Source organism: Gemmatimonadales bacterium (genome assembly GCA_041390145.1).
Lineage (GTDB): Bacteria > Gemmatimonadota > Gemmatimonadetes > Gemmatimonadales > GWC2-71-9 > SPDF01.
The window spans coordinates 89,019-101,988 of record JAWKQM010000008.1 but is presented as its reverse complement, the minus strand read 5'-3'; the positions used below and the strand labels follow the sequence as shown (position 1 = coordinate 101,988).

Here is a 12,970-nt window from a genome sequence, read left to right as displayed (position 1 = left end):
GTGACTGCCGGTCCATTGCGCATCGCCATCATCGGCGCCGGACCTTCGGGGTTCTACGCCGCGGATCACCTCCTCAAGCAGGACCGCCGGATCGAGGTGGACCTGTTTGACCGGCTCCCGACGCCGTTCGGGCTGGTGCGGGGGGGCGTGGCGCCGGACCACCCGAAGATCAAGTCCGTCACCCGGGTGTACGACAAGGTGGCGGCCCACCCGGCGTTCCGTTTCTTCGGCAACGTGACCGCCGGTCGGGACCTGTCGGCCGGCGAACTCCAGCGGCACTACCACGCCGTCGTGTGGTCCGTGGGCGCGGAGTCGGACCGCACCCTCGGCATCCCGGGCGAGGAACTGCCCGGCAGCCACACCGCCACCGAGTTCGTCGGCTGGTACAACGGGCATCCTGATTTCCAGGACCGCCGCTTCGACCTGACGCAGGAAGCCGCGGTGGTGGTTGGCGTCGGGAATGTGGCGATGGACGTGACCCGGATTCTCGCGAGCGATCCCGACGACCTCGCCAAGACCGACATCACGGCCTCCGCCCTGGCGGCACTGCGCGCCAGCAAGGTGCGGACGATCTACCTCCTCGGCCGCCGGGGACCCGCGCAGGCGGCGTTCACCAATCCGGAACTCAAGGAGCTCGGTGAGTTGCCGCTGACCGATGTGGTGGTCCGGCCCGAGGATCTCGAGCTGGACCCGGCGACGGTCGCCTCCCTCGCGGCGACGCCCAACCGGGAGGCGGAGAAGAACCTCAAGACCCTCCGTGGCTTCCTCGAGCGCGGCGTCGAAGGCCGGCCCCGCCGCATCGAGCTCCGGTTCTCGACCTCGCCGCTCCGCATCGAGGGAGACGGGCGTGTCGAGCGGGTGATCGTCGGCGCCAATCGCCTTGAGCCGGGGCCACGCGGCGTGCAGGCCGTTGCCACCGGAGAGGAAACCTCCCTGACGGCGGGCCTGGTCTTCCGCTCGGTCGGCTACCGCGCGCTCCCGGTGCCCGGGGTCCCGTTCGACGAACGCCGCGCCGTGATTCCCAACCAGCATGGACGCGTGCTCGCCGCCGCCGACGGCGCCCGGGTGCCAGGTTTCTACGTGGCGGGGTGGATCAAGCGGGGACCAAGCGGCATCATCGGCACCAACAAACCCGACGCGGTTGAGACGGTCGGCAGCCTGCTCGAGGATGCCGACGCCGGCGCGCTCCCAGAACCGGCCGTGGCCGACGGTAGCGCCATCCTGGCACTCCTCGAGGCCCGCGGGGTACAGGTGGTTCGGTGGGGCGACTGGCAGGCACTCGATGCGCACGAGTGCGCGGCCGGCGCCGTGCGCGGAGCTCCGCGGGAAAAAGTCACCGATACCGGCGAGATGCTCGCCGTCATCCGTCGCGCGAGACAGGGAACATGAAGATCTACACACGGACAGGTGACCACGGCGAAACCGGCCTCTTCGGCGGCGGGCGGGTGCCGAAAGACCACGAGCGCGTCGCGGCCTACGGTGACGTGGACGAGTTGAACGCCGTTCTCGGCGTGGCGCGGGCCGCCGCCCCCGACGCCAGCTTCGACCCGCTCCTCGAAACCGTGCAGAGCGACCTCTTCAGCATCGGCGGGTACCTGGCCACCCCGGATCCCGCCAAGGTCGAGGCCGCGCTGGCCAAGGCGGAGCTCCCGGCAACGCGAATCGGCGAATTCGAAGCCGCGATGGACGCGGCGGATACCGAGTTGCCACCGCTGCGCGCCTTCGTCCTCCCGGCAGGGACGGCGCAGGCCGCCGCCCTCCACCATGCCCGGACCGTATGCCGGCGGGCGGAACGCAGCGTCGTCCACCTGTCGCACAGCGCTGCCGTTCCCCCGCTCCTGATCACCTACCTCAATCGTCTCTCCGACCTCCTGTTCACCCTGGCGCGCCTGGCCAACCATCGGGCCGGCGTGGCCGACAAGACCTGGTAGCCGTGCCAGACTTCAGGGTGGCGCACGCCCTCGGGGAATACACCGTGACGGTCCGCGCCGGGGTGCTGGACGAACTCCCCGCGCGCATCGAATCGCTCTGGCCCGGCCGGCCGGTGGCGGTCATCACCGACGAAACCGTCGGCGCCCTGCTGGCCGATCGCCTGGCCACGGGCCCTTGGGCGCTGACGCTCACCGTCCCACCCGGCGAATCGTCGAAGACGCGGGCCCGCTGGGAAGCGCTCACCGACGCCCTCTTCTCGGCGGGGCTGACCCGCAACGCCGCCATCGTGGCGCTCGGCGGCGGCATGGTGGGAGACCTCGCCGGCTTCGTGGCCGCCACCTACGCGCGAGGCATTCCCTTCCTCCAGGTACCCACCACGCTCCTCGCCATGGTGGACTCTTCCGTTGGCGGGAAGACCGGAGTCGACACGCTGCTGGGGAAGAACCTGGTCGGCGCCTTTCACCACCCCGCCGCCGTCCTCGCCGATCCCCTGCTCCTGCGCTCGCTCCCGCCGCGGCACCTCCGCTGCGGGCTCGCCGAAATGGCAAAGCACGGCATCATTGCCGACGAGGCCTACTGGACCGAGCTGGGGACGCACGCGGAACCACTCCAGGCGAGGGACCCGGAGATACTCACCAGGTTCATTGCGCGCAGCGTCGAACTGAAGGCGGCGGTCGTGATGGAAGACGAGCGCGAGACCGGTCGCCGCGCGACCCTGAACGCCGGGCACACCGTGGCGCACGCCGTCGAGCACTCCTCGAACTTCACCGTCTCCCACGGCGATGCCGTGGCCATGGGCCTGGTGGCCGAGGCCCACCTGGCCGAGGCGATCGGCGTGGCCGTCCCCGGTCTGGCCGACCAGATAACCGCCGGTTTGCGGCTGCTCTCCCTTCCGACCCGGCTCCCCGTCGAAATCGACGCCGTCGAACTCTTCGAGGCGATGCGCCTCGACAAGAAACGCTCCAAGAACGAGCTCCGTTTCTCCCTTCCCCACGACATCGGCACCATGGCACGCGATGGAACGCAGTGGACCATCCCGGTGCGCGACACGCAAGCGATTGTGCACGCCCTCCGCGCCACCGGCGCCGCCTGAACCCACAGCCCTCCACAAATCCGCAATTTTATGTTGATTTGTAAGTGACTATTTAACAGTCACTTACATGAAATTGTCCACCTTTGTTGGCAACTATCATTCAGGGGAAGTGGACGGAATTTCCAAGTCGTTACAGGATGTGATTTTGTGATGTGGAAAGAAAATTTTGCTTGACCAGTTTCTAGTCGTGTCCTATATTCGCACACCTGATGGCTCGCCGCGCGCCGTCGGCTCCTACAACAATTCGCTGTATCCTGCTCGCGCCACGACCCACGGGGATCGCCATGGCTCACGGTAGTGCCACCAAGCCCAAAGCCCTCTTTCGCGCCGTACCGACCGGGGCATTCGACCAATACCTCCACGACATCCAGAAGCTCCCCATGATTTCGGACCCCGCCGAAGAGAAGCGCCTTGCGCGGCTGGCCCAGGATGGGGACGCCAAGGCGGCCGAACGCCTGGTGACCGCCAACCTCCGGTTCGTGATCTCCTACGTGAAGAAGTACCAGGGGCACGGGCTCGATCTCTCGGAGCTGGTCGCCATCGGCAACGAGGGGTTGCTGAAGGCGGTGCGGAAGTTCGACCCCGATCACGGCGTCAAGTTCATCTCCTACGCGGTCTGGTGGGTGCGTCAGGCCGTGCTCAAGGCTCTTGCTGAACAGACCCGCAGCGTCCGTATTCCCCTCAATCAGAATTCTGCCCTCATCAAGATGTCGCGTGCGGAGAGCTTCCTGGCGCAGGAAATGGGTCGGGAGCCGACGGACCGGGAAGTGGCCACCGCCCTGAACGAAACGGTGGAGAATGTGCGGCTGGCGCGACGGATGAGTTCTGGAGAGATGTCACTCGACGCCCCCGTGGAGCGGACGGACCGGGGCTCGAGCACCTTCGGCGACCGGTTCCAGGGTTCGGGAAGCGCCGATATCGAGGAGCAGACCGATGCCCGGCTCACCCGCGAGTTTATCGACCGCCTCTTCGATCAGTACCTCACCCCCCGCGAACGCAAGATCCTCTATCTCTACTACGGACTCGAGGAAGGCTCCGACGCCCTCACCCTGGAGCGCATCGGCGAGCTGCTCGGCGTCACCCGCGAGCGGATTCGCCAGATCCGCGAGCGCGCGTTCGAGAAGCTCCGCCAGGCTCCGGACGTCAAGGGCCTGAACGGCATGTGGGGCGCCGCCTAGGGCGGACACCGCCCGGCATTCTGGGGAGACCGCGGTGCGGCCTCCCCATGGCCGCACCGGGTCGGGCGACCGTCCCCTGCAGCCGGAAATGCGCTACATTCCTGCATGCCATCCCGGCTCCCGCTCTTCCCGCTCGAAGTGGTGCTGTTCCCCGGGACCCCGCTCCCGCTCCACATCTTTGAGCCCAGGTACCGTACCATGCTCACCGACTGCCTCGCAGCCGACGAGCGGTTCGGGCTCCTCCCCCCCTCGCGCGATGGTGGCACTCCCCGGTCCGGCACCGTCGGGTGCATCGCCCGCATCCGCGCGTCGCACCAGCTTCCCGACGGCCGCAGCAATATTGTCGTGGTGGGCGAGCGGCGGTTCCTCCTCCGGCAGACGCTCGCCGCGGAGACGCCCTACCTGATCGGTCTCGTGGACACCTTCGAGGATCTCGCCGGGCCGGACGTGCCCGAGGAAGCGCTGACCGCGCTCCGGGAAGTGGCGACGAGCTACCTCGCCGCGATGGATCTGCTCGGGGGAAGCAGCGAGCACTCCCCGTGGGCGGAGCAAGCCGAGCCGCTCTCCTTCCAGGTGGCGGCCGCGGTGGATTTCGAGTTCGAGGTGAAGCGGAGGCTGCTGGAGTTGCGCACCGCCTCCGAGCGGATCGCCCTGCTGCTGGAACTCCTGCCGCCCCTGGCCGCCGAGGCCGCGGTTCGCGCCAGGGTCCACTCCCGCGCCCAGACCAACGGGAAGGGCGGGCCTCACCCCGACATCGCCATCGCGCAGTGAGCGTGGCGCTCGCCACCGAACTGGGCCGGATTGTCGGAGCCCGCTGGGTCCGTGCCCGCCCCGCCGAGCTCGCCGTCTACGAGGCGGACGGCCTCCCCACCCACGCTTCCCGTCCCGCCCTCGCCGTCCTACCCGGCACCCGACAGGAACTCATCGAGGTCATCCGCCTCCTCCACCTCGCCAGTGTGCCCTTCGTGGCGCGCGGCGCCGGCACCGGACTCTCCGGCGGGGCCCTGGCGGGGAAGGAAGCGGTACTGGTGGTCCTCACCCGGCTCAACCGCATCCTGCAGCTCGACCCGAAGCACCGGCGCGCCGTGGTCGAGCCCGGTGTGGTCAATGCACGCCTCTCGGAGGCGGCGCTGCCGCATGGCCTGCACTACGCCCCCGACCCCTCGAGCCAGAGCGCATGCACGCTGGGCGGCAACGTCGCAGAAAACGCCGGCGGGCCGCACTGCCTGAAGTACGGGGTCACGACCAACCATGTTGTGGAGCTCGAGGTCCTGCTGCCAAACGCCGAACTGGTGCGCATCGGCTCCTCCAGCAGCGACGCCTGGGGCCCCGACCTGGTCGGGCTCTTCGTGGGAAGCGAGGGCATGTTCGGGATTGCAACCGAGATTACCCTCCGGCTCGAGCCGCTCCCCGCGGCCGTCCGTACCCTCCTCGCCGCCTTCCCGTCCATCCGCGCCGCGAGTGAAGCCGTGAGCGCCATCATCGCCGACGGCATCGTCCCCGCCGCCATGGAGATGATGGACCAGGCCTGCGTGCGCGCGGTGGAGGCCTCGATCTACGCCGCGGGCTATCCAGTGGAGGCCGCGGCCGTCCTCCTCGTCGAGCTCGACGGGACCGCGGAGGCCGTCGCCGCCGAGGCGGCACAGGTGGATGCCCTGCTCCGGTCGCACCAGGCCACCGAGGTCCGCACGGCATCGACCGCCGCCGAGCGCGCGAAGCTCTGGCAGGGACGGAAGAAGGCGTTCGGGGCCATGGGGCGGATCTCCCCCGACCTCGCGGTCCAGGACGCCGTGGTGCCGCGGAGTGCCCTCCCCGATATCCTTGACCGGGTGGCGGCCATCGCGGCGCATTACCGACTCGACGTCGCGAACGTGTTCCACGCCGGCGACGGCAATCTCCATCCGAACATCAGTTTCGACGGCCGCGACCCTGACATGGTCGCCCGTGTCCATGCCGCCAACCACGACATCATGCACGCCTGCCTCGCGGTCGGCGGAAGCATCACCGGCGAGCATGGCGTCGGGTCCGACAAGCTGGCCTATATGCCGGACGCCTTCGATGCGGAAACGCTCGGCGCCATGCGAGCGGTGCGGCTCGTCTTCGATCCGGGCGCGCGGGCCAACCCGGGCAAGGTCATTCCCTATCACGCCTGTCGCGAGTGGCGCCGGGGAGGTACGGTATGAGCCATGACGTTCTCGATCGCCTGCGGGCCCTCCTCGGCGCCGCGGCGGTCAGCCGCGATCCCGACGGGATTCCGCGGGCGGTCCCCGATTCCACCGACGCCGTCGCCGCCACACTCCGGTTGGCCGAGTCTTCCGGGTGGCGCGTCCGGCTGGAAGGGCATGGGAGCTGGGTGCCCGCCGACGCCCCGGCCGACCTCGCCCTCACCACGCGCGGGCTCGACCGCCTCGTGACGGTCCAGCCCGCTGACCTCGTCGCGACCGTCGAAGCCGGCGTGTCGATGGACGACCTGCAACGGCGCCTGGCAGCCGAGGGGATGTGGCTCGCCATCGATTCCCCCGGTCGCCCGGAGCGGACCGTCGGCTCGATCGTCGCCACCGCGACAGCCGGCGCGCTCCGGGCCGGTTTCGGCCCCGTGCGTGATCACATCCTCGGGTGTACTGCCGTCACCGGCGACGGACGAGTCGTCCGCCCGGGCGGCACCGTCGTCAAGAACGTGGCGGGCTACGACCTCACCAAGCTGCAGGTCGGCGGGTTCGGCGCCTTCGGCGTGCTCACGACGCTTCACCTCCGACTCCGCGCCCTTCCGAATGCGGACACCACGCTCGTGGCGCGCGCCCCGCGCGATCACCTGACCAGCGCGGCGCGCGACCTGGCCGACGCCGGAGTCCAGCCACAGGCCCTGGAACTCCTTTCCCCCGCCGTGGCCGCGGACTCGGACTGGATCCTTGCCGCCCGGTGTATCGGTTCCGAGGGAGGCGTCGCGGGAGACACCGCCCGAATCCTCGATGCCGCCGATCTCGCCTGGAACCGCCTGGATTCCGACAGCGCCCATGCCTTCTGGCACCTGGTGACCCACGCCGGCAGCGGCGCGACGATGACCGTCCGCCTCGGTGTGCTGGCCCCCGGCCTCGACGACCTGCTCGATCTCGTCGGCCAGCATCTCGATGAAGGGCTTGTCTGGGCGGGGGCCTCACAGGGCGGAATGCGCTGGGCCGGCGATGCCACGGCGGACAGCCTGCGCACCCTCAGGCGTCTCGCCGCGGAGCGCGAGGTGCCGCTCACCCTCGAGCGCGCGCCATGGCCCCTGCGCCAGGCGGTGGGGCACTTCGGTGCATACCGGGAAGGCGTCGGGCCCCTTGTCACGCAGTTGCGCGACGTGTTCGACCCCGGTGGGCGGCTTGTCGTCGCGCTGGACGGGGCGGAACCGTGAAGGCCGAAGCCGCCACCGGGATCCTCGAGCCACTCGCGCCGTGCGTGCACTGCGGGTTCTGCCTCCCGGCCTGCCCCACCTACCTCGTCACGGGAGACGAGAACGACAGCCCGAGGGGACGCATTGTCCTGATGCGCGCCCTTGCCTCCGGCGCGCTCGCGCCCACCGATCCCTCGCTCGGCAATCACCTCGACCGCTGTCTCGGCTGCCGCGGCTGCGAGCCCGCCTGTCCCTCCGGCGTCGCCTATGGCGCCGGGCTGACCGTGGCGCGGAAGCAGCTCGCCGAAGCCAGGGGCCTCCCGTGGGTGGCGCGGATCATCCTGCGCATCTTCTCCACCCCGTTGCTCTGGCGCCCCCTGCTCACGATGGCCCGGTGGTTCCGGGCCACCGGCATCCCCCGCGCCCTCTCGGGGGCCGGACGGCTCTCCTTCTCGATGGGCATGCTCGCCGCCACTTCGCCGCCTCCCGGCCCCCCCGTCTCCCTGCCGCGCCGCCGTCGGGCATTGCCCGACGGGCCGACCGTCGCGCTCTTCACCGGCTGCGTGATGGACACGCTCTTTTCACATGTGCACGACGCCGCGCGGCGGACGCTCGAGGCCAACGGCTATCGCGTGATCGAAGTCCGGGCACAGGAATGCTGTGGCGCGTTGCACGAGCACGCAGGGGATCACGCGGGCGCGGTCCGGCTCGCGCAGCGGAATCTCGCGGCGTTCGGAGACGCCGCGGACCTCATCGCGATCGACAGCGCCGGCTGTGGCGCGCTGCTCAAGGAGTACGGTCACCTCCTCGGAGGCGAAAAGGCCTCGGCATTCTCGGCACGGGTGAGGGATGTGACGGAACTGCTGGCGGCCAGGGGCCCCCGCCCCGCTGGCCCGCTGGCGGTGGACGTCGCGTACGACGCCCCCTGCCACCTGCAGCACGCGCAGGGCGTACACGCTGCCCCGCTGGCGGTGCTGCGCGCCGTCGAGGGCCTGGGCGTTCGTGAACTGCCTGGCGCCGATCGATGCTGCGGGAGTGCGGGCATCTACTCCCTCCTGGAACCCTCGCTCTCCCGCGATGTCCTCGCGACCAAGCTCGCCGCGATTCGGGACGCCGACCCGGTGCCCGCGGTGGTCGCGACCGGCAACCCCGGATGCCTGATGCAGATCGGTGCCGGCCTCATCGCCGAAGGCCTGGCCGTGCGAATCGCCCACCCCGTCGAATTGCTCGACGCGGCTTACCAATCGAGCGGCATCTACGAGCCGCCCGATCCCGCGTCCCGCTAGGTTTCACGCATGATCACTGTTGCCCTCCCCGATTTCCAGCGGCTCCACCTGCTGCGCGGTGGCGCCATCGTCGCGGGCGCCCCTGCCGCCGTCTTCCGCATTACAGGGGCCGGAGCGCTGACCTGCCTTCAGGGGCTCTGGACCAACGACCTCGTCGAACCCGGTCAAATGTCGGTCACGTACGGCGCGCTGCTCACCCCGAAAGGGATGATCATCACCGACGGCTGGGCGCTTCGCACCGGGGAGGCGGTGGACCTGATATTCCCGCCGCAGGCACGCGACGCGGTGGACCAGATCTTCCGTCGCTCCCTTCCGCCGCGACTGGCCACCGCCACCGACCTCTCCGACTCCGTCGTCGTGACACACCTCCTCGGAGATGCCGCCGCGGAACGCTGGCCGGTGGTGCCGTTAGGCCGCCTTCCGGACGCGGGGATGGTATCGCGGTGCGAGGTTGCCGAAGGGGAATTGCTGGTTGCGACCCCGGTAGCCGGACCGTTCGAGGGACTCCTGATCGGGCCCCGCGCAGCAATCGGGGGCGCGGAGGCCTTGCTCGAGGTCGCGGGAATGAAGGCCGGAGATGATGCCGACCGGGAGACGGCGCGGATCCTCTCCGGCTGGCCGGCGGTTGGCGCCGAAATCGAGGAGCGCACCCTCCCGCAGGAAGTCCGGTTCGATGAACACGCCGGCGTGTCGTACACCAAGGGCTGCTATACCGGCCAGGAAACGGTGGCACGGCTGCACTTTCGCGGACACGCCAACCGGGTGCTGCGCGGCCTCCGCTGGATCGGACCGCCGGCGGACGGAGACGAGATCCGTGCCGGTGAGAAGCCCGTGGGCCGTGTAGGCTCCCTCCTGAGGCTGCCGGACCGCGCCCTCGGCCTCGCGGTGCTCCGTCGCGAGGTTCATCCGGGCAATCGGGTCACAATCGGGGGCTCCCCCGCGGTCGTCACGGAGGTGCCGTTCGGGCCCGAGGATATCGAAGGGTGAGGGTACTCGTCACGGGGGGAACCGGCCTGGTCGGCGAACCCGTGATTCAGGCGCTCCTGGCGCGGGGAGATTCCGTCGTCGCCCTGGTCCGCAGCCGTGAGGCCGCCAAGCGGGTGGCCGCACTCGGCGCCTCACCGCTGCCCGGCACCGTCGAGGATCCACGGACCTGGGAGGCGATCAGCGGGATCGACGGCATTGTCCACTCGGCAGCGCTGGTGGCCGCGCGCACCCAGTGGCAGAATTTCTTCCAGGTCAACGTCGAAGGCACCCGCCTGGCCGCCGCCACCGCACGCCGCCTGCGTGTGCGGCTGGTGCATATCTCGTCGGTGGCCGTGTACGGACGGCAGGCGGCCGATGAGCCGCAGGGCAGCCGCGGCGAGCACGCGCCCTTCGGTCCGCTCGAGGAGCACGACTTCTACGCGCGCAGCAAGCGGCTCGCCGAGGAGATGGTGCGTTCAGAGGTGGCGGTGGGGCTGGAGGCGGTCATGCTCCGGCCCTGTGTCGTCTATGGAGAGGGCGATCGCCTCTTCCTGCCAAGGATGGCGAAAGTGGCCCGGCTGGGCTGGCTTCCCCGCATCGGTGCCGGCGATCAGGCAATGGCTCTCGTCCACGCGGAGAGTGTGGCGGATGCCGCCGTGCGGGCCCTCGACACCCCCCGCGCCGCGAGCCGCATCTACCAGGTGACCAACGACGGCGGCATCACGCCGCGTGCGTTCGTGGCAGCGCTCTCGGAGGGCCTCGGACGGCGGATCAGGACGGTGCCCCTGCCGGAACCCGCCGCCCTCGCCCTCGCGCACGGCGCGCAGGCCGTGCTGCGCGTGGTGGGCCCCGGTCTCTATCCCGGTACCATCACCAGCGCCGTTCGCTTCTGGCGCGGCGGCAATCCCTACACCTCGGCTCGAGCCGAGACGGAACTCGGTTGGAAGCCAACGGTCCCGCATCAGGCGCGGATCGCCGCACTCGCGCGCCGCTACGCGACGGCCTGACCGTCCCCTCCCGTACCCTTACATCGTCCGGGCGGTGTCCCGGGCCATCACGGAGTCCGCAAGCGGACTTTCCTTCGCTCCCGGCGCAGGCGCGGTGCTGTCCCGGACCGGAGCCACCACCGTGGTGTCCGTCGGGGCGCCGCCGGTGCCGGGCTGTTCGCGCGTACAGGCGGACAACAGCACCAGCGCCGCGATCCCAATCAGCGTTCGCATCCCGTCCTCACTTTCCTGAATCGTTCGGCGTCACGGGGGCCACGGTCCACCCCAGGCGCCGCGCCCGATCAACGATGACATCCCCCGCCCCGTCATATCCCAGTAATCCGGTGTTCAACACCAGGTGAAAATGCGTGGGGTCGGCCCAGTCACGGTCGTAGTACTCGCGGTGATAGCGCTTCCTGTTCTCGTCGGTGTCGTCCATCAACCGTTCCGCCTCCGCGGGCGCCAGGCGCTGCCGGGCCATGACAGCGCGGATCCGGTCGGCGCGTGGCGCCACGACCCGAACGTGCAGGCCGTCCTCCTTGCGCGCCAGCACTGCGGGTGCCGCCCGCCCGACCAGGATTACCCGGCCTTCATTGGCGAGGTCCGCCACGACACCCTCCGTCACCTTCACCAGCGCGGCCTCCTCGAGTTCGGCGGGCCGAAGCGGCGACGGCGGCGTGATCAGTTCGGGGGCCGCGCGGGACAGCGCGCGCAAGAGCCACTCCCGGAATCCGGGCGCCCGCTCATCCCGCATCGCGACCATGGCCTCCGGCAAACCGGCGCGCGCCGCCACCCGTGCCACGAAGTCGTTGTCGACCAGACGCCACCCGAGCGCGCGCGCGACCTGTTCCGCCACGAGTGAGCCGCCGGCCCCGAATTCACGAGAGATGGTAATCAGCATCGCCGCTCCATCCAGAAGGGAGTCTACGCCGCCGCCGGTGCCGGTGGCCGGCGCGTGCTCCGCCAGGCGAGCAAGGCCGCGATCGAGCAGACGGCGCCGCCCACCGCAAGCGACGTCTGCACTCCGAAGTGTTCCGACACCCAGCCGGCCTGCAGGGCGCCCAGGGGCGCCATGCCAACCACCATGAAGGAATAGAACCCCATGACGCGACCCCGGAGATGATCGGGGGCCTTGGTCTGCAGCAGGGTGTTCGTGAGGATGCTGGTCAGCGCCCAGGCGCATCCCGCGAGGGTGAGCAGGGCGAGCGCCGGGGCAAAGTGACCAACCGTGCTCGTGATGACGAGCACCGCGCCAAAGAGGGTTCCGAAGACAAACACCCGCCCTTCCTGCTGGACCCGGTGCCCCATGGCCGCCACGAACAGCGCCGCCGCCGCGGCACCGACGCCGACGCCGGACATGAGGATACCGTAACCGGTGGCGCCGGCGCCCAGCACTTGGGAAGCGTACACCGGAAGCATTGGGGCAAAGGAGAACCCGAAGACGCTGAACGTGATGGTCAGCATCGTCAGCAGGCGCGGCTCCGCAGTGTCAGCGATGTAGCGCCAGCCATCCCGGAAGGTCGACCGGCCGGTCGGCGCCTCACTCGCCCCGAGGAACGGGGGTCGCATGATTGCCAGCATCCAGAGAACCGCCAGGTAGCTCGCCGCGTTGACGAAGAAACAGGCAGCGATACCGATCGCGGCGATTACCACGCCGGCGACGGCGGGGCCGATGACCCGCGTGACGTTGAAGACGGATGAGTTGAGGGCGATCGCCGTCATCAGGTCTTCGCGCCCGGTCATCTCGACGAGGAACGACTGCCGTGCCGGAATTTCGAACGCCGCCAGCAGTCCCTGCGCGGCCGCCAGCACCATGACCCACCCGACGGTGACGCGCCCGGTGGCGGTCAGCAGTGCGAGTGCGAGCGCCTCGAGCAGCATCAGCGACTGCAACACGAGGAGGAAGCGCCGCTTGTTGACCCGATCGGCCACCACGCCGCCGTAGAGGGTAAAGAGGAGGACCGGCAGGGTGTTGACGGTGGTGACAAGCCCGACCTGGAAGGCGGAGTGGGTCAGCTGGAGCACCAGCCACCCCTGCGCCACGGTTTGCATCCAGGTGCCGCTCAGGGAGACGAACTGCCCCCCAATGAAGAGGCGGAAGTTCCGGTGCCGAAGGGCCCCGAAGGCGGGACGCGGGACCGCGGCGGTGCTCACCG

At 69.8% G+C, this 12,970-nt stretch carries 13 protein-coding genes; 10 read left to right on the top strand and 3 right to left on the bottom strand.

The features are described 5' to 3' along the window. The 10 genes from R2910_08795 (at position 1) to R2910_08750 (ending at position 10,835) form a co-directional block, all read left to right on the top strand. Positions 1-1,389 (top strand): FAD/NAD(P)-binding protein, encoded by a 1,389-nt coding sequence (locus R2910_08795; protein MEZ4413065.1) that lies wholly within the window; start codon positions 1-3, stop codon positions 1,387-1,389. After that, positions 1,386-1,931: a cob(I)yrinic acid a,c-diamide adenosyltransferase gene (locus R2910_08790; GenBank protein MEZ4413064.1), complete on the top strand. Its 546-nt coding sequence runs from the start codon at positions 1,386-1,388 to the stop codon at positions 1,929-1,931. The genes R2910_08795 and R2910_08790 overlap by 4 nt, the downstream gene beginning before the upstream one ends. Before the next feature lie 2 nt (positions 1,932-1,933). Next, positions 1,934-3,025 (top strand): 3-dehydroquinate synthase, encoded by a 1,092-nt coding sequence (aroB, locus tag R2910_08785; GenBank protein MEZ4413063.1) that lies wholly within the window; start codon positions 1,934-1,936, stop codon positions 3,023-3,025. A gap of 284 nt (positions 3,026-3,309) precedes the next feature. Beyond that, positions 3,310-4,203 (top strand): RNA polymerase sigma factor RpoD/SigA, encoded by an 894-nt coding sequence (locus tag R2910_08780; GenBank protein ID MEZ4413062.1) that lies wholly within the window; start codon positions 3,310-3,312, stop codon positions 4,201-4,203. Between the two features lie 105 nt (positions 4,204-4,308). After that, the gene (locus R2910_08775) at positions 4,309-4,974 is read left to right on the top strand and encodes an LON peptidase substrate-binding domain-containing protein (GenBank protein ID MEZ4413061.1); all 666 of its coding nucleotides are present in this window, start codon (positions 4,309-4,311) and stop codon (positions 4,972-4,974) included. 2 nt (positions 4,975-4,976) lie between these two features. Beyond that, complete coding sequence (locus R2910_08770) at positions 4,977-6,386, top strand: FAD-linked oxidase C-terminal domain-containing protein (protein ID MEZ4413060.1); 1,410 nt, start codon at positions 4,977-4,979, stop codon at positions 6,384-6,386. Then, the gene (locus R2910_08765) at positions 6,383-7,597 is read left to right on the top strand and encodes an FAD-binding oxidoreductase (protein ID MEZ4413059.1); all 1,215 of its coding nucleotides are present in this window, start codon (positions 6,383-6,385) and stop codon (positions 7,595-7,597) included. Before R2910_08770 ends, R2910_08765 begins: the two co-directional genes overlap by 4 nt. Then, the gene (locus tag R2910_08760) at positions 7,594-8,862 is read left to right on the top strand and encodes a heterodisulfide reductase-related iron-sulfur binding cluster (GenBank protein ID MEZ4413058.1); all 1,269 of its coding nucleotides are present in this window, start codon (positions 7,594-7,596) and stop codon (positions 8,860-8,862) included. Before R2910_08765 ends, R2910_08760 begins: the two co-directional genes overlap by 4 nt. A gap of 9 nt (positions 8,863-8,871) precedes the next feature. Beyond that, on the top strand, positions 8,872-9,849 hold the full coding sequence (locus R2910_08755) for a hypothetical protein (GenBank protein MEZ4413057.1): 978 nt from the start codon (positions 8,872-8,874) through the stop codon (positions 9,847-9,849). Further along, a complete protein-coding gene (locus R2910_08750; GenBank protein MEZ4413056.1) occupies positions 9,846-10,835 on the top strand; it encodes an NAD-dependent epimerase/dehydratase family protein in 990 nt (329 codons plus the stop codon). The genes R2910_08755 and R2910_08750 overlap by 4 nt, the downstream gene beginning before the upstream one ends. A gap of 18 nt (positions 10,836-10,853) precedes the next feature. On the opposite strand, the gene R2910_08745 is transcribed toward R2910_08750, so the two are convergent. From R2910_08745 to R2910_08735, 3 genes are read right to left on the bottom strand one after another with little or no spacing between them, the layout of a single operon-like run. Further along, positions 10,854-11,048: a hypothetical protein gene (locus tag R2910_08745; GenBank protein MEZ4413055.1), complete on the bottom strand. Its 195-nt coding sequence runs from the start codon at positions 11,046-11,048 to the stop codon at positions 10,854-10,856. Between the two features lie 7 nt (positions 11,049-11,055). Beyond that, entirely contained in the window at positions 11,056-11,715 is a 660-nt protein-coding gene (locus R2910_08740; GenBank protein ID MEZ4413054.1) for a cytidylate kinase-like family protein, read from the bottom strand. A 23-nt stretch (positions 11,716-11,738) separates the two neighbouring features. Then, positions 11,739-12,968: an MFS transporter gene (locus R2910_08735; GenBank protein ID MEZ4413053.1), complete on the bottom strand. Its 1,230-nt coding sequence runs from the start codon at positions 12,966-12,968 to the stop codon at positions 11,739-11,741. Between the last annotated feature and the right edge of the window lie 2 nt (positions 12,969-12,970).